Annotated in this window: 19 protein-coding genes; 15 read left to right on the forward strand and 4 right to left on the reverse strand. The window is 44.4% G+C overall.

Features of this window, described 5'->3' with window-relative positions:
* The first annotated feature begins 213 nt into the window (after nucleotides 1-213).
* The 14 genes from ACQRBH_RS13990 to ACQRBH_RS14055 all read left to right on the forward strand — a co-directional run bounded on the left by ACQRBH_RS13990 (nucleotide 214) and on the right by ACQRBH_RS14055 (nucleotide 18,181).
* Nucleotides 214-654 (forward strand): S24/S26 family peptidase, encoded by a 441-nt coding sequence (locus ACQRBH_RS13990; protein WP_427762173.1) that lies wholly within the window; start codon nucleotides 214-216, stop codon nucleotides 652-654.
* A gap of 25 nt (nucleotides 655-679) precedes the next feature.
* On the forward strand, nucleotides 680-2,464 hold the full coding sequence (locus ACQRBH_RS13995) for an ABC transporter ATP-binding protein (RefSeq protein WP_427762176.1): 1,785 nt from the start codon (nucleotides 680-682) through the stop codon (nucleotides 2,462-2,464).
* A 69-nt stretch (nucleotides 2,465-2,533) separates the two neighbouring features.
* A complete protein-coding gene (locus ACQRBH_RS14000; RefSeq protein WP_427762178.1) occupies nucleotides 2,534-3,295 on the forward strand; it encodes a tyrosine-protein phosphatase in 762 nt (253 codons plus the stop codon).
* A gap of 15 nt (nucleotides 3,296-3,310) precedes the next feature.
* Nucleotides 3,311-4,183, forward strand: coding sequence for a hypothetical protein (locus ACQRBH_RS14005; RefSeq protein WP_427762180.1), 873 nt, complete (start codon nucleotides 3,311-3,313; stop codon nucleotides 4,181-4,183).
* Between the two features lies 1 nt (nucleotide 4,184).
* Complete coding sequence (locus ACQRBH_RS14010; protein WP_427762181.1) at nucleotides 4,185-5,645, forward strand: polysaccharide biosynthesis tyrosine autokinase; 1,461 nt, start codon at nucleotides 4,185-4,187, stop codon at nucleotides 5,643-5,645.
* 5 nt (nucleotides 5,646-5,650) lie between these two features.
* Nucleotides 5,651-7,144, forward strand: coding sequence for a polysaccharide biosynthesis tyrosine autokinase (locus ACQRBH_RS14015; protein WP_427762182.1), 1,494 nt, complete (start codon nucleotides 5,651-5,653; stop codon nucleotides 7,142-7,144).
* Between the two features lie 13 nt (nucleotides 7,145-7,157).
* A complete protein-coding gene (locus tag ACQRBH_RS14020) occupies nucleotides 7,158-8,096 on the forward strand; it encodes an LCP family protein (RefSeq protein ID WP_427762184.1) in 939 nt (312 codons plus the stop codon).
* A gap of 239 nt (nucleotides 8,097-8,335) precedes the next feature.
* Nucleotides 8,336-9,760, forward strand: a complete 1,425-nt coding sequence (locus ACQRBH_RS14025; protein WP_427762185.1) for a D-alanyl-D-alanine carboxypeptidase family protein — start codon at nucleotides 8,336-8,338, stop codon at nucleotides 9,758-9,760.
* A 202-nt stretch (nucleotides 9,761-9,962) separates the two neighbouring features.
* A complete protein-coding gene (locus ACQRBH_RS14030) occupies nucleotides 9,963-10,133 on the forward strand; it encodes a hypothetical protein (protein WP_235232486.1) in 171 nt (56 codons plus the stop codon).
* 161 nt (nucleotides 10,134-10,294) lie between these two features.
* A complete protein-coding gene (ileS, locus tag ACQRBH_RS14035) occupies nucleotides 10,295-13,459 on the forward strand; it encodes an isoleucine--tRNA ligase (protein ID WP_427762186.1) in 3,165 nt (1,054 codons plus the stop codon).
* A gap of 37 nt (nucleotides 13,460-13,496) precedes the next feature.
* Nucleotides 13,497-15,983: a glycogen/starch/alpha-glucan phosphorylase gene (locus tag ACQRBH_RS14040; protein ID WP_427762187.1), complete on the forward strand. Its 2,487-nt coding sequence runs from the start codon at nucleotides 13,497-13,499 to the stop codon at nucleotides 15,981-15,983.
* 73 nt (nucleotides 15,984-16,056) lie between these two features.
* Nucleotides 16,057-16,983, forward strand: a complete 927-nt coding sequence (locus ACQRBH_RS14045) for a SpoIID/LytB domain-containing protein (protein ID WP_427762188.1) — start codon at nucleotides 16,057-16,059, stop codon at nucleotides 16,981-16,983.
* Between the two features lie 44 nt (nucleotides 16,984-17,027).
* On the forward strand, nucleotides 17,028-17,786 hold the full coding sequence (locus ACQRBH_RS14050) for a peptidoglycan DD-metalloendopeptidase family protein (protein WP_427762190.1): 759 nt from the start codon (nucleotides 17,028-17,030) through the stop codon (nucleotides 17,784-17,786).
* Between the two features lie 146 nt (nucleotides 17,787-17,932).
* Nucleotides 17,933-18,181: a GIY-YIG nuclease family protein gene (locus ACQRBH_RS14055; RefSeq protein ID WP_427744508.1), complete on the forward strand. Its 249-nt coding sequence runs from the start codon at nucleotides 17,933-17,935 to the stop codon at nucleotides 18,179-18,181.
* 62 nt (nucleotides 18,182-18,243) lie between these two features.
* On the opposite strand, the gene trhA is transcribed toward ACQRBH_RS14055, so the two are convergent.
* Nucleotides 18,244-18,906, reverse strand: coding sequence for a PAQR family membrane homeostasis protein TrhA (gene trhA, locus ACQRBH_RS14060; RefSeq protein WP_235232480.1), 663 nt, complete (start codon nucleotides 18,904-18,906; stop codon nucleotides 18,244-18,246).
* 275 nt (nucleotides 18,907-19,181) lie between these two features.
* Here trhA and ACQRBH_RS14065 point away from each other — a divergent pair, with 275 nt between their 5' ends.
* Entirely contained in the window at nucleotides 19,182-19,751 is a 570-nt protein-coding gene (locus ACQRBH_RS14065) for an ECF transporter S component (RefSeq protein ID WP_427744506.1), read from the forward strand.
* Nucleotides 19,752-19,781: 30 nt separating this feature from the next.
* On the opposite strand, the gene ACQRBH_RS14070 is transcribed toward ACQRBH_RS14065, so the two are convergent.
* From ACQRBH_RS14070 to ACQRBH_RS14080, 3 genes are all read right to left on the reverse strand, one after another.
* Nucleotides 19,782-20,675 (reverse strand): LysR family transcriptional regulator, encoded by an 894-nt coding sequence (locus tag ACQRBH_RS14070; protein ID WP_427762191.1) that lies wholly within the window; start codon nucleotides 20,673-20,675, stop codon nucleotides 19,782-19,784.
* A 286-nt stretch (nucleotides 20,676-20,961) separates the two neighbouring features.
* Nucleotides 20,962-21,570 carry a nucleoside recognition protein gene (locus ACQRBH_RS14075; RefSeq protein WP_235232477.1) on the reverse strand — a complete coding sequence of 203 codons (609 nt, stop codon included), beginning with the start codon at nucleotides 21,568-21,570 and terminating at the stop codon, nucleotides 20,962-20,964.
* A gap of 122 nt (nucleotides 21,571-21,692) precedes the next feature.
* Nucleotides 21,693-23,087, reverse strand: a complete 1,395-nt coding sequence (locus ACQRBH_RS14080) for an MATE family efflux transporter (RefSeq protein ID WP_427762193.1) — start codon at nucleotides 23,085-23,087, stop codon at nucleotides 21,693-21,695.

Consider the following 23,087-nt stretch of genomic DNA (forward strand, 5'->3'; position numbering starts at 1 on the left):
CCATTATAACACACAAGCACAAACAAGTACAGATAAAAATGTAAAATTTGACAAAAAAATAAGCCACAAATGGCTTAAATAAAAGGTTCTTTATAATATTTCTAAAATACAAGTGTCAAAGACCCGTGTGTATTTGCAAGAAATCTGTGCCATGAGGTATCGATTTGTGTTACAATACTTTTGTATAAGCATATGGCAGAGTGGAGGGTATCCATGAGAAGAGTTGATACGCAGGAGTATTTATCTGTATTGAAGGATCTGGTGCAGGAGGGAAAGGAAGTAAGCCTTCTGGTGGCTGGCAGCAGTATGTCTCCGTTCTTGATTCATGAACGCGACTATGTGTATTTCCGGCAGCCGGACCGGGAACTTCGTAAGGGGGATATTGTATTTTTTCAGAGGAAGAGCGGGCAGTATGTGATGCACCGGATCTGGAAGGTGCGTCCGGAAGGATATTATATCGTCGGGGATGCGCAGACTGACATAGAAGGGCCGATCCCTGGGGAACAGATCTTTGCAATTGTGACAAAGGTGCAGAGAAAGGGCAGATGGATAGAGCCCGGAGACTTCTGGTGGGAGTTTTTTGAGCATGTGTGGCTTCATATGATACCGGTACGGCGTATGATCATGATCGTGTACGCGAAGATAAGAAGATAGAAGTTCTGATACGTGGAGGAATTAGATGGAAGAAAATCAAAGTGGAAAAGGAATATCCTTTGAATCGTTGGATATATTGATAAAGAGATGGAAGGATGGGACATTTTCGGAGATCATTGATGACTGGAAATGGATATTTTCCTATAGTAAGAGATACAAGGGTGCGATCATATTCTATACGCTGCTTGGTATATTCAGTACATCCATGGGGCTTGTGAGCAGTGTGGCGAGTAAGTATATGATTGATATTATTACCGGATATCAGACGAGCAAGCTGTGGATCATGATTGCGATTACACTGGGAAGTGCGGTGTTCAGTCTGGTGTTTTCCAATGTGATCAATCGTGTGTCAGCGAAGCTGAGTATCTATATTAATAATGATATTCAGGCGGATATATTTGATAAGATTATAGATGCAGACTGGCTGGAGATTAATAAGTACAGCAATGGAGATGTGCTGAACCGTTTTAACAGTGATGTGAGTACAATCAGCAGTAACGCGATCAGCTGGCTTCCGACGATTGTGATTGCAGTCTATAATTTTATCGCTACGTTCGTTGTCATCTGGCATTATGATAAGATTATGTCTCTGCTTGCATTTGCCAGTGCGCCGGTGATGCTTCTGATGTCGAAGTTTTTGATCTCGAAGCAGCGGGAGTATGCCAGAAAAGTCAAAGAGATGAACAGTGATATGATGACGTTCGAGGTGGAGACTTTTTATAATTTTGATACGATCAAGTCTTTTGGCATCTCTTCTTTATATGGCAAGAAGATGAGGGAATGGCAGCGCAAATATAAGGATGTTAGTCTGGAGTACAATATGTTCTCTATTAAGACAGGGATATTCATGTCAATCATGGGAATGATCGTGCAGTATGCGGCATTTGGCTACTGTCTGTTCCGTCTGTGGACGCATGATATTACGTATGGAACGATGACATTGTTCTTGCAGCAGAGAGGCAACCTGAATTCTGCGTTTAATAATGTGATTTCGATTATTCCGAACTTTTTAAACAGTTCTATATCTGCGCACCGTATCCGGGAGCTGGCACAGCTTCCGAAGGAAGTGCATATTGCGGAGAGCAGTAAGCTGGATGCGCTTGCAGAGCATGGATTCGAAGTGCGGATGCGGGATGTGGATTTTTCCTATGTGGAAGGAACACGGGTAATTACAAAGTCTTCGTTCCAGGCATGCCCGGGAGAGATCGTGGCTTTGGTAGGACCGTCTGGAGAAGGTAAGACAACCATGATTCGTCTGATCCTTGGATTGATTCGTCCGGAAGCGGGACAGGCGGTCATCAGGGGCTTGGATGGAAGTGAAGTGGAGATGAATGTGGAGACGAGACATCTCTTTGCCTATGTTCCCCAGGGAAATACAATTCTGTCGGGGACGATTGCGGAAAATATGCGGATGGTGAAGGAAGATGCCACGGATGAGGAGATTATTGAGGCGTTGAAGGTATCCTGTGCATGGGATTTTGTCGGAAAGATGCCGGAGACGATCAATAGTAATATCGGTGAGAGAGGCCGTGGCTTTTCGGAAGGACAGGCTCAGAGGATTGCAATCGCACGGGCAGTGCTTCGGGATGCTCCGATCCTGCTGCTGGATGAAGCAACGTCTGCATTAGATGTAACGACGGAACGGCAGGTGCTGAGAAATATTATCAGTCAGCGGCCGAACAAGACTTGTATTGTGACGACGCACCGGCCGAGTGTGTTGAATATGTGTCAGCGGGTATACCGGGTGATGGAAACGACGGTCACTGAACTGTCAGAGGAAGAAGCTGGAAAGATGGCGATGGATTTTTAGTAGTTTTTTACACAGAGAATGCATTTTGTGATATAATTACACATTATTGCATGAATAAAGGATGATAAAATGATAGATATACATGCGCATATTTTACCAGGTATAGATGACGGGGCCGAGGATATATACGATACTCTTGAGATGGCGAGAATGGCGGTAGACAGTGGTGTGAAGGCTATGGTGGCGACGCCGCACTGTAATCTGCCGGGACTTTTTGATAATTATTTTAGCGATGCTTATGTCAAGGTGTTCCAGGATAGTGTACAGGCGTTGGCAAGGGAGAAGATTCCGCTTAGGCTGTATCCGGGAATGGAGGCTTTTGCGACGGATAATCTGCCGGATCTGCTTGTGGATGGGAAGATTATGCCGCTCAATCAGAGTCGCTATGTGTTGGTGGAATTTTCTTTTGATGAAGATCCTGATTTTGCAACGGATCTGCTGCGCAGGATGTGTGCGGTAGGTGCCAAGCCAGTAGTTGCGCATGCGGAGCGATATGAATTTATTCAGGACCGGCCGCAGATTGCGTATCAGTGGAGACTGAGAGGATGTGTGATACAAGTGAATAAGGGGAGTTTTCAGGGGAGATTCGGGAGAAAGGCACAAAGAGCCGCTTATCGTATGCTTAAGCATAATCTGGTCTCTGTTGTGGCAAGTGATGCACACAGTCCGTTTCAGAGGACACCGTATATGTTGGATGCATATGAGGAAGTGTGTGAGGAGTATTCTAAGAGATGCACAGATCTCGTGTTCAAACACAATCCTGAGAGAATCTGCAATAATAGCCCCATATTGAAACGGAAACCAATCGAGTTTTCTGAGTATGATATATAGATAAGGAAGTAGAGTATGAGAAGATTAAGAATAGTTATATGTATAATATTTGCCGTGTCGTGTATTCTGTTTGCAGGATATCAGGTGAAGTTAAGAGTGTTGGAAGATCATACGGCACCAGAGATTCAGTGCAAGGAAGATACGGTGTCCGTCAGTGTGGCAGATCAGGAGGAGGCTCTCTTAAAGGGGGTTACGGCGAAGGATAATAAAGATGGGGATATTACAGATTCTATTCGCATCTCCGCAATGTCACATTTTATTAATAATAAGCGTACCGTGACGTATGTGGTTTTTGACAAGGCCAATAATATGGCAACTATGGAACGGACGGTGGAATATACAGATTATACGTCTCCGAAGATCCACATGCTGAAGCCTCTGCGTTTTTCCAGTACAGATCAGGCGGATACTACGATGTCAGAGTATCTGTCCGCGGAGGATTGTCTGGATGGGGATCTGACCAATCAGATTCGTACGATTGTGGATAACAGTTATTATAGTGGACAGGCAGGGACATTTCCGGTGACTCTGCAGGTCAGCAACAGTGCAGGAGATGTGTGTTCGGTAGCGGCAGAGATGACGATTACGGATTCAGATGACCGTCAGGAGCGTTATAAGGAGTATCCGCTTCTGTCAGAGTATATCGCATATACAACGGTGAATCAACCCATTGATCCGGCAACTTACCTGATTGGAATTGAGAAAAATGGAACGGAATATACTTATGAAGCGGATGGTGCTATGATTGCCGGAACCAGGGAGGCAATCGGAATTGCATCTTATGTAGATTATGAGAATCCAGGTGTCTATACGGTGGAATTTACTTATACAGGTGACAGTGGTGTGACTGCAGTTACCAAGTTGTATGTGGTTGTGGAAGGAGAATAGAATGAGCAGAGATGAGAAAAATAGAGACGAGATATCGGCAGCAGTTGATTCGGGAGTCGATCTTTTTACTCTGGTGCAGGATATTCTCAGGAATTGGTGGGTGATTCTTCTGGGAGCACTTGCAGGAGCGATGTTGACCTATGTAGTAACGAGTGTACAATATGTCCCGGAATATACGACGACGGCTACATTTGTTGTCGGTTCCAAAGGAAGCAATAATACTTACAGTAATCTTTCAGCAGCATACAGTATGGCACAGACCTTTGAAAAGGTATTAAAAAGTAATGTCATGGAGAAGATTATCTGTGAGAATCTTGGAATGGAAGAAGTAGATGCGAAGATTACTACGGAGGTAAAGGAAGGGACCAATCTGCTCACGCTTAATGTGACCGCAGATACGGCGAAGGATTCCATAGATATTATCCGGACGATCATGGAGCACTACTCAGAAGTGTCCATTTATACGGTGGGAAATGCAGTCCTTAGTGTGCTGGAAGAACCGAAGATGCCTTATGCATCGACCAATCCATTGAACACGAGAAGAGAGATGAAGAAGGGATTCTTAGGTGGAGCCGGAATATGTGTCCTCTTATTCGGCCTCTTATCCTTTATGCAGAATTCGGTCAAGCAGGAGAAAGAGATTGAGAAGAAACTGGATGCGAGAAGTCTTGGTGCGATTAGTTATGAATTCAAATACAAGACGTTACAGGAGTTCGTACATCATAAGAAATCTGCTGCGCTGATCGATAATCCAATTGCAAGTTTCCCGTTTGTAGAGAGTTACAAGAAGCTGGCGGCGAAAGTGGAATATCAGATGGCGAAGGATGACCGCAAGGTTCTGGTGGTTACAAGTGCCGCGGAGAATGAAGGAAAGTCTACGGTGGCAGCGAACCTTGCAATCAGTCTTGCGGAGCAAGGGAAGAAGGTAATCCTTGTTGATGGTGATATCCGCAGGCCTTCTCAGTTCCTGATTTTTGATCTGAAGGTTGAGGAGAAGAATGAGCTGGGTGAATTCCTGAAAGGTTCTGGTGTGCTGACGGATATATTGATGAAAGGGGAACGACCGCATCTGTTCTTCCTTGGCGGAAGAAACTGTTATTCTTCTTCCACTGAGATTCTTCATACAGATAAGCTTCCGAAGCTGATAAATGCATGTAGAAAATATGCGGATTATGTAATCATTGATACTCCACCGGCAGGTCTCCTTGGAGATGCGCAGGTATTTGCACAGTGTGCAGATGCGGTATTGATGGTGGTAAGACAGAATTATATGCTGGCTGAAGATATCAATGATATTATGGATGATTTTCGTGATAATCATACGAAGATCCTGGGTGTTGTGCTCAATGGAGTCCAGACATTTTCCAGTGTGGCAGACAGCTCGGTCGGACGCTATTATGGCAAGTATGGATATGGACAATATGGTCATTATGGGAATTATAATAAGAATAGAGGGAATTGAGGCATATGGAAGATTATAGAGCAATGTCCGGAAAGGAATCTCGGGAAGCGCCTGAGAAGATGGATCTTACGTCACTTCTGGTTGACTTTTGTCAAGGAGTGCGTAAGTTATGGTGGCTGATCGTAGTTTTGACTGTGTTTTTTGCAGTGAAGAATTATTTTACTGCTACAACTACTTATGTGTCTCAATATGTTGCGTCGGCGACGGTATCGGTGAATTCTACCACTGGAAGTTCTGCGCAGGATATGGCACAGATATTTCCGTACATTCTTACCAGCGGTGTTCTGGAAGATGTAGTGGCGGAAGATCTGGGAGTGAATGCCCTTCCAGGTACGATTAGCGCAGAGGCGGATGAGGGAACCAACCTGCTCACAATCTCTGTGACGGCAGATGACCCGCAGGTGGCGTATAATACACTGGTCTCTGTGTTAGACAATTATCCGCAGGTAGCAGAGTTTGTTGTGGGAAAGACGCAACTCACTGTGTTGGATGAGACGGGAATTCCGTCAGATACAAAGCGTTCAGAGGTAATTCGAGGTTCCTATAAGAGAGGCGCTTTAAAAGGAGCTTTGATTGGATGTGTCATACTGGTTCTCTATGTGTTGCAGAGAAGAACGGTGAAGTCCAAGAAAGAATTAAAAAAGCAATTGAATCTGATGGATTGTGGAAGTGTTCCGTATATTCGGGTGAAGAAGCGTAAGAAAGAGACATTTCACAATACGTTAAGTCTGTTGAATGAAAGAATCTCACAAGGATATGTGGAAGCAATCCGAAAAATAAGAATTAAGGTAATGCGGGATATGGAGGAGAATGGTTTCCAGTCTCTTCTGATTACCAGCTCCATTCCAGGAGAAGGTAAGACGACACTTGCGGCGAATCTGGCTATCTCAATCGCGAAGCAGGGGAAGAAGGTAATCCTTGTGGATTGTGATATGAGAAATCCATCTGTTGCGGGTGTGATGAATGAACAGGAGAAGCACCCTGGGCTTGGAGCGGTTCTGAAAAAGGAAGTTGCCATTAAGGATGCTATGGTAAATGTAGAAGTGCAAAATGGAAGTCTGAAGGTGCTCTACGGTGGTGAGAATGACGAAGGAAATACGAAGCTTCTGAGTTCAAAGAGCATGCGGGCGTTGGTTCAGGCATTGATCAAGCAGGCGGATGTTGTCATATTTGATACGGCCCCGTCAGGATTGCTGGCAGATGCCCCGGTACTTGCACGATATGTGGATGCAGCGCTCTATGTGGTGCGTTATGACCATACGAAGATGAGGCAGATCCGGGAAGGTGTGCAGGCTCTTGCGATGAGCGGAATCCACATCATCGGTTATGTATTTAACAGTGACAGTTCAGGCAGAAGCCGTGGATATGGATATGGTTACAGCTATGGATATAAGCGTTACGGCGGCTATGGGCGTTATGGAAGCCGGAGTCATTATGGAAATAATACGGATGCAGAAAAAGGAACACAGGATCAAGACGGACGAGTCATTAAGGATTAAGGAGGCACTGTAGATGAAGTTTTTCAGAAAGCATAAAAAGCGGAAAATTATAGGAATTGTCATATTGGCAGTGATACTGCTGATTGTAGGTGTCTATGGTTCTATTATCTGGAAATTCTACAAAGACACGGTTGATATCGTTCCTGCAGATGAGGTGGATCCAAAGGCGAAGTCTGTAAAAATTGCAGAGGCGGACCAGAAGGATGACGAGGTATACAATGTGCTGCTGGTCGGTACAGATTCCAGAGATCCGAATTCAGACATGGGACGTTCTGACAGTATGATGCTGGTTTCATTTAACAAAAAGGAAAATAAATCTACGGTGGTTTCTTTCTTACGAGATTCTCTGGTAGATATTGATGGCTATGGTAAGAGCAGACTTGGTCATACCTACGCATATGGAGGGGTCGGTCTTACGATCAATACCATTAATAAGACCTATGATCTGGATATTCAGAATTATATTACCATTAATTTTGAAAATCTGGTTGGCATTATCGACGAGATCGGCGGCGTGAAGGTATATATTTCTGAAGAAGAGGCAGAATATTATCGTCAGAACGGTATGCCGAATATCCAGTCCGGCGATGTGATCCTGACAGGTTCTCAGGCACTGGCACATGCCAGAAACCGTACGCTGGGAAGTGATTTTGAGAGAACGCGAAGGCAGCGGAGCGTCATGTACGGAATATACCGCAAAGTAATGGAAGATAAAGATCCTTCCTCCATTCTCTCGCTGATCAATTACTGTATGAATCAAGTTGAGACGAATATGAGCGTGACAGAGATCTACGATATGGCCAAGGATGTCCTGGCGGTAGATAATCTGAAGATGCAGCAGGCAAGTCTTCCGCAGGATGGAACTTATACGGATATCACCTATGAGGGGATGGCAGTATTGGAGATAGATTTTGATGCGAATAAGAAGTTCCTGGAGGAATTGCTGTATTAATTGCTGGATGGCTGCATGAATGGTAAGGCTTTAATATGGTTTGTGATAAAAGGAGAGGCGTGTACTCTCCTTTTTGTGTATGGTGCGCGGGTGTTGATTTATATAGAGTATTCATATTGTGCATAACATTGTACATGGAAATATTGTACGTGGAAATAAAGAGGGAGATATGATAAAATAAATGGGAGATATAGAGCGTGCTCTGTAAAGAGTGCTCGGAATGTACGGAGGAAATATCTATGAAAAGAGGCAGGCAGATCCTGGCGGCCTTTTTGATGGTGGTCATCTTGTCGGTCATCTTATGTGGTGGAATCTGTCCGGGAATGATCCTGACGGCATCGGCCACAGAGGCGGCAGAAGAGGGGGACGAAGGGCTGACGGAGCAGGAGAAAGCCGAAAAAGCGGAGCAGGAGTTGCAGCAGCAGGTCTATGCGATGGCGGTTGAGAGTAATGGGTGGGAGAACTGGCCTCAGGGACCCGGAACCTACGGCGAGGCGGCGATTGTGATGGAGGTAGAGACGGGAGCGATCCTGTATGCGAAGAATATTGACGATCACCACTATCCGGCAAGTATTACCAAAGTGCTGACAGCGTTAGTGGCGTTGGAGAATGGACAGCTGACGGATACGGTGACATTTTCCCATGACAGCGTAGCATTTCTGCAGCCGGGAGATTCTTCGGTGGGCTTGAAAGAAGGCAACATCATCTCGCTGGATCAGGCATTGCACGCAATGCTGCTTGCATCGGCCAATGAGGCGGCTTATGCGGTGGGAGAAAGTGTGGGAATCAATGCCGGTTACGATTATAACTGGTTCCTGGAACAGATGAATACCCGGTGCAAGGAACTGGGCGGAGAGAATTCGAATTTCGTGAACACCAATGGGCTGCACGACCCGAATCATTATACCTGTGCGAGGGACATGGCACTGATTGGAAGAGAGTTGTTCAAGTATCCAGAATTCTTCAGTATTGTACAGACTTTGAATTACGAGATTCCTGAATCAGAGACCACGGAGCAGCACGTCTTCCAGCAGAAGCATAAGATGCTGATTCCAGGGAACTCGAATTATTATGAATATGCGATTGGTGGAAAGACCGGATACACGTCCGATGCACTGTCTACGCTGATCACCATGGCAGATAACGGAAACTTACAGTTGGTGTGCGTCGTACTGCGTACCCACGGGGCAAATATATACCCCGATACAAGAAATCTCTTCGATTATGCATTTGCCAACTTCCAGAAGATCTCCGTGGCAGAGAACGAAACATCAGAAGATGTGGATGAATGTAGTGGATATGCCGTGGTGCCAAATGGCGTGGAATTCACAGACTTGGCTATGGAGATTATTCCAGATGGCGGGACAAGTACAGAGGCCACACTAGAATATCGCTATGATGATCAAGTAGTTGGCTCTGCCCGGGCTGTGCTAAGCCAATCTTATCTGGCAGAACACTCCGCAAAAGTGCAGGATGTCAAAGAGCTGCAAGCACAGACAAAAGAAAAATCTGAAGAGAATGAGAAAAATCTGTGGGAAAAGCTCGTCGAGAAATTCGGCAAAAAATCCCTGGCCGAAAAAATCATCATCCTCGTAGCCGGCATCTTATTACTGGTGCTGATTGCAGTATTTTTACGCACGCTGATCGTCAGAAAACGAAAGTAATTTGGGACGGGGGTTTTTTCATTTTCCTCCGTCCCAAATTAAAATATCCCTGTCCCTTTTTCGATTTTCCCTGTCCCCTTTATACAATGTGACGAAAAATATGCAGAATCATTGTGAAAAAATCCCTTGACGAATCAAGGGGTTTTTCAGTATAATAATACCGCATATTGAGAAAAATGTTGACGAAGACAGTAGGTTATATTTGAACGATGCAGAGAATCGGGGATGGTGGGAGCCTGATACAAGTAGAATATATCTGAATATCACTTCCGAGTTGCAGTTCCTGAAAGGCGGTAAGTTGAACCGAGTAAAGGCTGCCGGGATTCGCCCGTTACAGAGAAGACATATGATAGTATGTTTAGGTGGTTTATAAACGTAAGTACAGCTTTCGTCCTATTCAGGACGGAAGCTTTTTTGTTCTGTTTCTACAAAAAAATCATTTTGGGTACAGGGCATTTTTCAATTAGGTACACCACATTTTTTATTTTGGGACGTAGTACTTTGCAAAAGTACTACGTCCCCAAGGAGGTTATTATGTATAAGAAGGTTTCTACAGATTTGAATTTTGTGGACAGGGAGAAGGCTACTGAGAAGTTCTGGGAGGAGAATCACATCTTTGAGAAGAGTATGAAGGAGCGTGAGGGAAATGCCCTTTACACGTTCTACGATGGTCCTCCGACTGCGAATGGCAAGCCGCACATCGGGCATGTGCTGACGCGTGTTATCAAGGATATGATTCCGAGATACCGTACGATGAAGGGCTATGAGGTTCCGCGTAAGGCTGGATGGGATACTCACGGTCTGCCGGTTGAGCTGGAGGTTGAGAAGGCTCTTGGCCTGGATGGAAAGGATCAGATCGAGGAGTATGGTCTGGAGCCATTTATTAAGAAATGTAAAGAGAGTGTGTGGAAATACAAGGGTATGTGGGAGGATTTCTCAGGTACTGTTGGTTTCTGGGCGGATATGGAGAATCCGTATGTTACGTATGATAATAACTTTATTGAGTCTGAATGGTGGGCATTAAAGAAGATCTGGGATAAGGGTCTTCTGTATAAGGGATTCAAGATCGTGCCTTACTGCCCGCGTTGTGGAACTCCGCTGTCTGCGCAGGAAGTTGCGCAGGGATATAAGGATGTCAAGGAGCGTTCTGCAATCGTTCGTTTCAAGGTTATTGGCGAGGATGCTTATTTCCTGGCATGGACGACGACGCCTTGGACATTGCCGTCTAATATCGGTCTCTGTGTGAACCCGGATGAGGAGTATGTGAAGGTAAAGGCTGCGGATGGTTATGTATATTACATGGCTGGCGCGCTGCTGGATACGGTTCTTGGCGGTCTGGCTGAGAAGTCTGGCGCTGCTGAGGGAACCGCTGATTATGAAGTCCTTGAGACTTATAAGGGAAAGGATCTGGAGTACAAGGAATATGAGCCGTTGTATCAGTGTGCTTATGACTGTGCAGCGAAGCAGAATAAGAAAGCGTTCTTTATTACCTGTGATTCTTATGTAACATTGACAGATGGTACTGGTGTGGTTCATATCGCACCTGCATTTGGTGAAGACGATGCTAAGGTCGGACGCAAGTACGACATGCCGTTTGTTCAGCTGGTTGATGAGAAGGGTAATATGGGAGAGACGACTCCATTTGCCGGATTATTTGTGAAGAAGGCTGATCCGGAAGTGTTGAAGGATCTGGAAGCAAGAGGTCTGCTGTTCGACGCTCCGAAGTTCGAGCATAGTTATCCACACTGCTGGAGATGTGATACTCCGCTGATCTATTACGCTCGCGAATCCTGGTTCATCAAGATGACGGATGTTAAGGACGATCTGATCGCGAATAATAATACCATCAACTGGATTCCAGAAAGTATCGGTAAGGGCCGTTTCGGCGACTGGCTGGAAAATGTTCAGGACTGGGGTATCAGCCGTAACCGTTACTGGGGAACTCCGCTGAATATCTGGGAGTGTGAGTGCGGACATCAGCATTCCATCGGCAGCATTGCGGAATTGAAGGAAATGTCTGACAACTGCCCGGATGATATCGAGCTGCACCGTCCATATATTGACGAAGTGACGATTAAGTGTCCGATCTGTGGCAAGGAAATGCATCGTGTTCCAGAGGTTATCGACTGCTGGTTCGACTCTGGTTCTATGCCATTTGCTCAGCACCACTATCCATTTGAGAATCAGGAATTGTTCGAGAAGCAGTTCCCGGCAGATTTCATTTCCGAAGCGGTAGACCAGACCCGTGGATGGTTCTATTCTCTGCTGGCGATCTCTACTCTGATCTTCAACAAGGCGCCATATAAGAACGTTATCGTTCTGGGCCATGTGCAGGATGAGAATGGACAGAAGATGAGTAAGTCCAAGGGAAATGCGGTGGATCCATTTGACGCACTGGAGAAATACGGTGCAGATGCGATTCGTTGGTATTTCTATGTAAATAGTGCTCCGTGGCTGCCAAATCGTTTCCACGGAAAAGCAGTAACCGAAGGACAGCGCAAATTCATGGGAACTCTGTGGAATACTTATGCTTTCTTCGTACTGTATGCGAATATAGATGAATTTGATGCAACCAAGTATGCATTGGAATATGATAAATTATCCGTTATGGATAAATGGTTACTGTCCAAGCTGAATACTTTGATCAAAGAAGTAGACGATGATCTTGGCAATTACAGAATCCCGGAAGCAGCAAGAGCATTGCAGGATTTTGTAGATGATATGAGTAACTGGTATGTAAGAAGAAGCCGTGAGCGTTTCTGGGCAAAGGGTATGGAGCAGGATAAGATCAATGCTTACATGACTCTGTACACAGCACTTGTAGAAGTCTGCAAGGTTGCAGCTCCGATGATTCCGTTCATGACGGAAGATATTTACCAGAATCTGGTAAGAAGCATTGATCAGGATGCGCCAGAAAGTATTCACCTGTGTGACTTCCCGGTTGCAAATGATGCTTATATCGATGAGGAACTGGAGTCTAACATGGATAAAGTCCTGAAGCTGGTAGTGATGGGACGTGCCTGCAGAAATGCTGCAAACATCAAGAACCGTCAGCCGATTGGACAGATGTATGTGAAGGCATCTTTTGAGCTTCCAGAATTCTATCAGGAGATCGTGGAAGACGAATTGAACGTAAAAACTATGACATTTACACAAGAAGTCCGTGATTTTACGTCATATTCTTTCAAACCTCAACTAAAGACAGTGGGACCAAAATATGGTAAAATGTTAGGAGGCATTAAGGCAGCGCTCGGTACGATCGACGGAAATGCAGCAATGGATGAGTTGAATGCTACAGATGCCCTGAAGTTAGATATTAACGGACAGGAGATTACACTGTTCCGTGAAGATCTGTTGATTGAAAGCGCTCAGATGGAAGGCTATGTATCTGAAAATGATAATGGTATCACAGTGGTTCTGGATACGAATCTGTCAGAAGAGCTTCTGGAAGAAGGATTTGTACGTGAGATCATCAGTAAAGTACAGACCATGCGTAAGGAAGCTGGCTTTGAAGTGATGGATAAGATTGAGATCACTTATGAAGGAACAGAGAAGGCTGAGAAAGTATTTGCAGCAAATGCAGAGACTATTGGAGATGAAACACTTGCACTGAAGGTGGAGAAAGCTACACCTTCAGGTTATGTAAAAGAGTGGAAGATCAATGGAGAAAAAGTGACACTTGGCGTGGAAAGAAAATAATCTTGCCCCAGGCTTGAGTAAAGGAAGGGAAAATATTATGTATAATCCAAGATTTGAAAAAGAAGCATTTAAAAAAGAAGTGGAAAGCAATGTAAAGCATCTGTTTCGTAAAACCGTGAAAGAAGCGACGCCTCAACAGTTATTCCAGGCAGTATCTTATGCGGTAAAAGAAGCGATTATTGATGACTGGATTGCAACACAGAGACAGTATGACAAAGATGACCCGAAGATTGTATATTATATGTCTATGGAGTTCTTGTTAGGAAGAGCACTCGGTAATAACCTGATCAACATGACAGCGTATACAGAAGTAAAAGAAGCATTGGACGAGATGGGAATTGACCTCAATGCCATCGAAGATCAGGAGCCGGATCCGGCACTTGGTAATGGCGGTCTGGGACGTCTTGCGGCCTGCTTCCTGGATTCACTTGCATCTCTGGGATATGCAGCATATGGCTGTGGTATCCGTTATCGCTATGGAATGTTCAAACAGAAGATTGAAAATGGTTATCAGGTAGAGACACCGGATAACTGGCTGAAAGACGGCAATCCGTTTGAATTAAGAAGACCAGAATATGCCAAGGAAGTTCGCTTTGGCGGAAATATCCGTGTTGAGTACGATAATCAGACTGGGGATATTCGCTTTAAACAGGAAAACTACGAATCTGTTATGGCGGTTCCATATGATTACCCAATCGTTGGATACAATAACCATGTGGTTAACACCTTGCGTATCTGGGATGCAGAGCCAATCGTAGACTTCCAGCTGGAGTCATTTGACCGTGGAGACTATCACAAGGCAGTTGAACAGCAGAATCTGGCAAAAACCATCGTAGAAGTACTGTATCCAAATGATAACCACTATGCAGGAAAAGAGCTGAGACTGAAACAGCAGTATTTCTTCGTATCTGCAAGTCTTCAGGCAGCAGTTGCAAAATATAAGAGAAAACACGACGACATTCACAAGTTGTATGAGAAGATGACCGTGCAGATGAATGATACACATCCGACAGTTGCAGTTGCAGAGTTAATGCGTATCCTGCTGGATGAAGAGAATCTGGGATGGGATGAAGCATGGGAGATCACCACAAAAGTCTGTGCATACACCAACCATACCATTATGGCAGAGGCTCTGGAGAAATGGCCGATCGACCTGTTCTCAAGACTGCTTCCTCGTGTATACCAGATCATTCAGGAGATTGACCGCCGCTTTATCGAGCAGATCCGTGCAATGTATCCGGGTGATGAGAATAAGGTTAAGAGCATGGCAATCTTAAGAGACGGCCAAGTGAAAATGGCTCATCTTGCAATCGTTGCCGGTTATTCTGTCAACGGTGTGGCAAGACTGCACACAGAGATTCTGAAGAAACAGGAATTAAAAGATTTCTACCAGATGATGCCACAGAAGTTCAACAACAAGACAAATGGTATCACGCAGAGACGTTTCCTGATGCATGGTAACCCGCTTCTTGCTGACTGGGTAACCGAAAAGCTTGGAACCAAGGACTGGATCACAGACCTGTCTCTGATGAGTGGACTGAAGCCGTTGGCCGATGATCCGAAGGCTTGTCAGGAATTCATGGATATTAAGTATAAGAACAAAGAGCGTCTGGCAAAATATATTCTGGAGCACAACGGAATCGAAGTAGATCCAAGATCTATCTTTGACGTACAGGTAAAACGTCTCCACGAATACAAACGTCAGCTGTTGAATATTATGCATGTTATGTATCTGTACAATCAGATCAAAGAGCATCCAGAGAAACATTTCTTCCCAAGAACATTTATCTTTGGTGCCAAAGCATCTGCAGGATACATCCGTGCAAAACAGATCATTAAGCTGATCAATTCTGTTGCAGATGTCATCAATAATGACCGCAGCATCAACGGCAAGATTAAAGTTGTATTTATCGAGGATTACCGTGTATCCAATGCAGAGATGATCTTCGCGGCAGCAGATGTCAGCGAGCAGATCTCAACAGCTTCCAAAGAAGCATCCGGTACCGGTAATATGAAGTTCATGTTAAATGGTGCTCCGACTCTTGGAACCATGGACGGTGCAAACGTAGAGATCGTGGAAGAAGTCGGAATTGAGAATGCATTTATCTTTGGTCTGAGTTCTGATGAAGTTATTAATTTTGAGCAGAATGGCGGATATAATCCATGGGATATCTACAACAGTGACCCGGATGTGCGCAAAGTCGTTGACCAGCTGGTAAATGGAACCTACTCAAATGGTGACACAAAGATGTACCGCGACCTGTACAATTCTCTTCTGAACACCAAGGGCGGCAATCGTGCAGATATGTACTTTATCCTGAAAGATTTCCGCGCTTATGCAGAGGCACAGGAGAAGGTAGGAGCAGCTTACGAAGATAAGGAAAGATGGGCGAAGATGGCTCTTCTGAATACTGCTTGCTGTGGCAAATTCTCTTCTGACAGAACCATTCAGGAATATGTGGATGATATCTGGAAACTGGATAAGGTGACTGTTGAAGTGAATAATGAGGTTCCTGAGTATTAATAAGATGTTCAAATCGTGAAAAAATAGAATAAAATATACGGCCCTTCCATACAGTGTATGGGAGGGTATTTTTATGCGAGCAAAGTTCAAAAAATTCGGATGTTATGTCATCATTATTATATTACTGCCATATGTGGTCACGGTATTCCTGAATGGGCCAAGCATTACTTCTTACTCGCATGTGGATGAGACGTGTGTGAAAGTAAGGGTGGCGGATGCTTCAGGGGATGAAGCTGCCGGTGGGGATGCTGCAGCAGGAACCGTAGTGGAGATGCCGATTGAGGAATATTGTGTGGGAATGTTAGCAAAGGAGATCCCGGCATCTTATGAAGAAGAGGCATTAAAGGCACAGGCGATTCTGGTACGGACGGATGTCTATAAGAAGATTCATGAGTCGGGAAGCGATACGGTATTGGAGGGTGATTTCTGGACACAGAAGCAGATGGAAAAGGCATGGGGGAGCAAATATTCGAAATATTATCATAAGCTTGAGGAGATCTGGAGTGAGACCGAAGGGCAGGTGCTCAATTACGGAGATACACTGGCACTGACACCATTTTTCCGGCTGAGTAATGGATGGACTCGTGATGCCAAAGAGGTCTTGGAAAGTGAAGATTATCCTTACCTTAAGATTGTAGAATGCCCGGAAGATATCGAGGCCGAGAAGCAGCTGCAGACGGTGACAGTGGATGATATGGATGTAGAGATTACGGCAACAGATACCGCAGGATATGTGTTGAATGTCCGTGTCGGACAGGAGAATGTCAGCGGCGAAGAATTTCGCAATACATACAAGTTGGCTTCGGGATGCTTTACCATACAGCGCTGCAACGGACAGATTCGGATTACGACAAGAGGGATCGGTCACGGGCTGGGCCTGAGCCAGTATGAAGCCAATCAAATGGCAAAAAACGGCAAAACATATGAAGAGATTTTACAATATTTTTTTGAAGGAACCGAAATCAAAGAAGTCGCAGAAATATTACTGGATACAGAATAAGACCATCACGATCTGGCAAAAATATAGTCAGAGGTGGTGATAAGATGAATAAAAAGCAGAAGCCTTCGCAGAAAAAGAAGGCTGCTACCGTTGCGGCAGTATTATGCTTTGTGGCAGCAATTGCAATAGTTGGAACATATACATTCAATGACTATAAAACGACACAGCAAAAAGAACAGCTTGCGCGGGCGGAGGAAACCAATGATACAGAAGATGAAAAAGATACGGAACCGGCGGAAGAGGCCAACAATCTGGTTGTCAGCAATCAAGATGACACTAAGGAGCAGGAAGACCAGAATCAGGAAGACACTGCTGATACAGGTGGTACCAGTGGAAACGGAAGTGCAGTACAAAGTACATCCGGAAGCGGAACGAACTTAAGCTTTAATGAAGACAGTACACTTCTGTGGCCGGTAGACGGTACGATCCTGATGAGCTACAGTATGGACAAGACCGTATATTTCTCGACCCTGGATCAGTATAAGTACAATCCGGCAGTCATTATCTCCGGTGCCGAAGGTGACCAAGTCATCTCCGCGACAGCCGGAATCGTCAAATCCATCGATGTCACGGCAGAGACCGGAACGACCGTTAACGTAGATATCGGCAATGGATACGAACTATTCTACGGTCAGCTCAAAGAAGTACCGGTTAAAGTCGGCGATTACGTGGAGGCAAAGACCGTGTTAGGTTATGTCAGCCAGCCGACCAAATACTACAGCGTAGAAGGATGCAACGTCTACTTCGAGATGCGAAAAGACGGACAACCAGTAAATCCAGTCGAATACCTGGCAGAAGAATAAGTTTTGGGGACGGGGGTTTTTTCATTTTCCTCCGTCCCAAATTCAAATATCCCTGTCCCTTTTTCAAATTACCCTGTCCCCATTTGACAATTGTTGAAATTTTTCTATAATAATAAACAATATGAAAAGTAAGTCGGAGCAGGAATATGAATTATACATATATTGTGAGATGTAAAGACGGAACCCTCTACACTGGCTGGACAAATGATATAGAAAAGCGTATAAAGGCCCATAATGAGGGAAAAGGAGCGAAATATACCAAGTCAAGACGACCGGTAAAGTTGGTGTATTATGAGGAGTTTCAAACAAAAGAAGAGGCTATGAAAAGAGAGTATGCAATCAAGCATATGCGACGAAAAGAGAAAGAAAAGATCATTGGGGACAGGGTAAATTGAAAAAGGGACAGGGATATTTGAATTTGGGACGGAGGAAAATGAAAAAACCCCCGTCCCCAATTTTAAAGTACGAATGCGTACATGACGATGAAGTGGCAGGCACTGCCGCCCATAACGAATAGGTGGAAGATCTCGTGGCTGCCGAAGTATTTGTGGCGGCTGTTGAAGAGTGGCAGCTTTAATGCGTAGATGACTCCGCCTACGGTGTAGATGATTCCGCCGGCGAGGAGCCAGCCGAAAGCAGCCGGTGACATGGAGTTGAGCAGTTGGGTAAATGCCAGCACGCAGGTCCATCCCATGCCGATATAAAGCACGGAGGATACCCATTTTGGACAGTATACCCAGAATGCTTTGATCAGAATCCCGACAATTGCGATTCCCCATACAATAGAGAGGAGAATGATTCCGGTCTTCCCTTTGAGGACCAGCAGGCAGATTGGTGTATAGCTTCCGGCGATGAGTACGCTGATCATCATATGATCGATTTTCTTTAAGATTGTATTGATTTTCTCGGATTTATTAAAAGTGTGATATGTGGTGCTTGCCGCATATAATAGGATTAAGCTTATCGCATAGATTGCGATTGAGATTACGTATATCCTGCTTGGTTCGTGTGCGGCCTTTATCAACAAAGGTACTGCTGCAAATATAGCCATGAGCATTCCGATGAAATGTGTGATGGCGCTTCCTGGGTCTTTGATGTGTTCTTCGATTGACTGTGCCATAGTAACACCTCCTGAAATATTGAAATCACAATAAGTAGTTTTTAAAACTACATCATCTATATGTGTATATTATACCCGATATTCCTAAAATGCAAGCAGAATTTGAAAATTTAAGATTTTTCTTAGAAAATGAGTAAGTGTGTCCATAAATAATCAAGTGGCATGGTTAAATATAAAATAACTGGCTGTTTTTGTAAATCCACATTGATGATAACATAATTTGGAAAATCAAAGGAGTGTAGAGAAAGGTAGGAAGAGTGATGGAGGCAGAAACAGTGAAAACGAATTCGAGAGATAATGTAAAAGCGATGGTGATTACCGCTTTTTTTGCAGCAATTACATTTTTGGGAATACAGGCATTTCGCATCCCGCTCCCGGCAGCGATAGGAACACCATTTGTGCATTTTGGACATATTTTTGTTGTAATGGGGTTATTGCTTCAGGGCGGAAAAAGAGGCGCGATATCTGGAACGATCGGTCTGATTGTATTTGATATATTGAATGGTTATATTCAGGATATTCCACAGGTCTTTATCGAGACAATGGTAAAATGTCTGATTGTGGGAGCGATCTTTTATTTGCTTCAGAATAGAGCAGCGCAGGATAAGAAAAAGGAGTATAGAAATGCGATTATTTGTGCGATTATCTATGGCTGTTTGAATATTCTGATCGAGCTTGTGATGGGAACGATTAAGATGATGTTGCTTGGAAGTGGATTTGCGGCGGCATTTGTCGGATCGGTCGTGTCAATTCCGGCGACAGCGATCAATGCTATATTTATGGTTGTTGCGATTGCGGTGCTGTATAAGCCCGTCAGCAATATATACCGGCGAATCGCATGCTAGAATCGCAGGATAGATCCGCCGGCAAATAGATTACTCAGAATCAGGAATATGTTTTTTTATATAATGAATGAATTCCGTGGCGACGTGGGATAGTTGATGATCCTTGTTCCAGATTAAGACATAGGAAACCGTCACGGAAGGGTTGACCAGTTCTTTTATGCAAATGTCAGAGCTTATGCCCACTTCTGCTGCAGAAGCGGGATATATGGCAATTCCGACGCCCTGGCGAGTTAATTCAAAGGCATTGAGCATATGGGCAATCCGGCAGCAGATCTTAGGTTTCTGACCGGTCATCTGGAACCATCCGCTGATTTCCTGGAGACGGGATGCACGCGAAGGGATTATAAGGTCATAAGGTGCCAATTCCGCTAATTCAATGGTGCTTTCTTCATGACGTGCAAGTGGATGCGAGGACGGAATCATGACAATCCAGGGCTCTTTATAGACGGAAAGTGCTTCCACACCTTCTGCATTATGAGGTTCCATGATGATCGCCAGATCGCACAATCCCTTCATGACGCGGTTTACGACATCGTCTGAGTTCCCGTTCCAGAGATTGTACTGGACATGAGGATGAAGCTGATGAAAGCCCGCAATCCACTCGGAAAACAGACGGGGAGCATGGCCCTCTACGGACGCAAGAAAAAGAGTTCCCTGAAGTCCCTGCTTCATTTCGCGGATTTCTTCCGTAGATTTATTTACCAGATCGATCACCTGGATGGCATATTGGCGAAATAACTGACCTTCTTCTGTAAGCTGGAGCGCATGCGGATTACGGATAAATAATTTCACGCCCAATTCATTTTCCAGATCTTGAATCTGACGGCTTAGCGGAGGCTGTGCAATACAAAGCTTGTCTGCAGCCCTTGTAAAATTCATTTCCTCGGCAACCGCCAGAAAATAACGAATATGTCTTAATTCCATCGTAAAATATCTCCGTTCCATCATACTTAAAAGGTATTAATATAAGCTTATTATATGTATTTCCATATAAGGAGTCAATGTGTTATATTAAAATCAACAAAAGGAAGTATACGATGAAAGCTTTGCAGTTTGCACCAGATAACCCATGATGTTACGCAATGCTGAAAAAATGAATTAAGACTGTAATGGAAGAAATAGATAGGGGATACCGACAAATGTGCGTCAGGTATCCCTATTTCGTTGCCGTACTTTTGGAGAAAGCCCTCGGGCAGCAAGTTTTCACAGCTTATGAGTGGTCCATAATCTTACAATAGAGTAATGCAGCCAATGTACTTATGGATGTTGCGATAATCCCGGCGCCCACGATGGCTGCTGGATTCACACTCCCATACTGACTGCGGTAAGCAATAACATTTACAGGAATCAATTGCAAAGAAGAAATGTTAATGATCAAAAACGTGCACATCTCATTGCTTGCCACACCCCTTTTTTGAATTGGTCCCGGCTGACGCCCGCTCCTTCGATCCTCCTCCAATCGACCAAGTTCCTCCATTGCCCGCAGGCCCGCCGGAGTCGCTGCCCATCCAAGCCCTAATACATTAGCGATCAGGTTCGTTGTGATATGCTCCTCAGCAGGATGCCCTACCGGAAGATTGGGAAATAAAAAGCGAATCAACGGTCGGATTCTGCGGGATGCACTTTGAATCAGCCCCGCTTTCTCGGCAATTTCCATTAGTCCCACCCAGAGAGACATGACCCCCATCATAGTAATACACAAAGAGATAGCCTCCTTGGAGGAATCAATAGCAGCATTGGTAATATCCGGCATACGGCCTGTAAAAGCTGCAAAAATAATTCCAAGAAGAATCATAGCTGCCCAAAGATAATTCAACATAATAAACACCTTGCAAAGCTTTTAGTATAGGATATGTTGTAAATTGGGGACGTAGTACTTTGCAAAAGTACTACGTCCCCAATTTACAAATGTGGTGTACCCAAATGAAAAATGCCCTGTACCTATTTGTCGCTTTTCTCTAATTTTCTCCATACTGTGAATATCATTGTAACGAAGCAGGCTGTTCCACCTACAAAATTGGATATGGGTTCTGCCAGAAATACGCCATTTGTTCCGAGGTTAGCAATTGTTGGAAGCCATAAAGTGAGTGGAATTACGATAATTGCTTTTCGGAATAAGGAGAAAAAGACTGCGTGGCGATATTTACCCAATGCGGTGAAGGTGGATTGACCGGCAAATTGTAAAGCCATCATAAAGATTCCGAAAAAGTATAAATGCATGGCGGGTACGCCTTTTTCCAAAAGTTCAGGATCGCTGTTGAACAGGTGGATAAAAAAGCGCGGGAAGAAGAATAGCAGTGCCCATGCTGCGAGGGAAAAAAGGATACAGAATAGGGTGGTAAATTTTATGGCAGATTTTACTCGGTCGTATTTTTTGGCGCCATAATTAAAGCTCATTACGGGTTGAGCACCGCTTGTCATTCCATTAACCGGCATAGTAATAATCTCGCGGACAGAGTTGATAACGGTCATGATTCCAACGTATAAGTCGCCGCCATATTTCTGCAAAGTTGCGTTACAGATAATCTGGACAGAACCGTTAGTAATTGCCATAATAAATCCAGCCATGCCAAGAGCGGTAATCTCTTTGATCAGCGATGGCTGCAGTGTCATAGATTTCCTGGTCAATTTGATAATTGCTTTTTGTCCGATGAGAAAATGAAAGACCCAGATGGAAGAAACGCATTGGGAAATAATGGTGGCCAAGGCGGCGCCTTGAACACCCATGTGGAGACCAAAGATAAATATTGGGTCTAATATCAGATTGAGGACAGCACCGATTGAAACAGTCAACATTCCGGTAATCCCGAATCCCTGAGCGTTGATAAAATTGTTCATACCAAGGCTGGTCATGACAAATAATGTTCCCAGCAGGTAAATGCGAAGATAAGCATCAGCGTAAGGATAAGTAACATCACTGGCACCGAAAAGATATAATAACGGATGCTTAAATACAAAACACAAAATGGCCAGGACCGTTCCAGATAATAAAAGCATAGTAAAAGAATTTCCCATGATCTTCTGCGCACGTTCCGTTTCCCTGGCGCCGCGGGACATGGAAAATAAAGGAGCTCCGCCCATGCCAAATAGATTGGCAAAAGCAGTGATGATCGTAATAATAGGCAGAGTCAGTCCAATTCCAGTCAAAGCTTCTGTGGAAGTATGCGGGATATGACCGATGTAGATCCGGTCAATGACATTATATAAGACATTAATTAGTTGCGCCAAAGTCATAGGAATTGCAAGACGCAAAATATTTGCAGCAATACTTCCCTGACCAAAATCCTTCTTCTGTTGCGTTTTCATGTTATGTGTTTTTATGTTACATGTTTTCAT

The sequence above is a fragment of the Bariatricus sp. SGI.161 genome, assembly GCF_050313695.1.
In the GTDB taxonomy this organism is placed as follows: Bacteria; Bacillota; Clostridia; order Lachnospirales; family Lachnospiraceae; genus JAFBIX01.

What these genes read in the sequence shown, in the direction of transcription:
- ACQRBH_RS13990 (WP_427762173.1), top strand. Translation starts at nt 214, where the DNA reads ATGAGAAGAGTTGATACGCAGGAGTATTTATCTGTATTGAAGGATCTG.
- ACQRBH_RS13995 (WP_427762176.1), top strand. Translation starts at nt 680, where the DNA reads ATGGAAGAAAATCAAAGTGGAAAAGGAATATCCTTTGAATCGTTGGAT.
- ACQRBH_RS14000 (WP_427762178.1), top strand. Translation starts at nt 2,534, where the DNA reads ATGATAGATATACATGCGCATATTTTACCAGGTATAGATGACGGGGCC.
- ACQRBH_RS14005 (WP_427762180.1), top strand. Translation starts at nt 3,311, where the DNA reads ATGAGAAGATTAAGAATAGTTATATGTATAATATTTGCCGTGTCGTGT.
- ACQRBH_RS14010 (WP_427762181.1), top strand. Translation starts at nt 4,185, where the DNA reads ATGAGCAGAGATGAGAAAAATAGAGACGAGATATCGGCAGCAGTTGAT.
- ACQRBH_RS14015 (WP_427762182.1), top strand. Translation starts at nt 5,651, where the DNA reads ATGGAAGATTATAGAGCAATGTCCGGAAAGGAATCTCGGGAAGCGCCT.
- ACQRBH_RS14020 (WP_427762184.1), top strand. Translation starts at nt 7,158, where the DNA reads ATGAAGTTTTTCAGAAAGCATAAAAAGCGGAAAATTATAGGAATTGTC.
- ACQRBH_RS14025 (WP_427762185.1), top strand. Translation starts at nt 8,336, where the DNA reads ATGAAAAGAGGCAGGCAGATCCTGGCGGCCTTTTTGATGGTGGTCATC.
- ileS (WP_427762186.1), top strand. Translation starts at nt 10,295, where the DNA reads ATGTATAAGAAGGTTTCTACAGATTTGAATTTTGTGGACAGGGAGAAG.
- ACQRBH_RS14040 (WP_427762187.1), top strand. Translation starts at nt 13,497, where the DNA reads ATGTATAATCCAAGATTTGAAAAAGAAGCATTTAAAAAAGAAGTGGAA.
- ACQRBH_RS14045 (WP_427762188.1), top strand. Translation starts at nt 16,057, where the DNA reads ATGCGAGCAAAGTTCAAAAAATTCGGATGTTATGTCATCATTATTATA.
- ACQRBH_RS14050 (WP_427762190.1), top strand. Translation starts at nt 17,028, where the DNA reads ATGAATAAAAAGCAGAAGCCTTCGCAGAAAAAGAAGGCTGCTACCGTT.
- ACQRBH_RS14055 (WP_427744508.1), top strand. Translation starts at nt 17,933, where the DNA reads ATGAATTATACATATATTGTGAGATGTAAAGACGGAACCCTCTACACT.
- trhA (WP_235232480.1), bottom strand. Translation starts at nt 18,906, where the DNA reads ATGGCACAGTCAATCGAAGAACACATCAAAGACCCAGGAAGCGCCATC.
- ACQRBH_RS14070 (WP_427762191.1), bottom strand. Translation starts at nt 20,675, where the DNA reads ATGGAATTAAGACATATTCGTTATTTTCTGGCGGTTGCCGAGGAAATG.
- ACQRBH_RS14075 (WP_235232477.1), bottom strand. Translation starts at nt 21,570, where the DNA reads ATGTTGAATTATCTTTGGGCAGCTATGATTCTTCTTGGAATTATTTTT.
- ACQRBH_RS14080 (WP_427762193.1), bottom strand. Translation starts at nt 23,087, where the DNA reads ATGAAAACATGTAACATAAAAACACATAACATGAAAACGCAACAGAAG.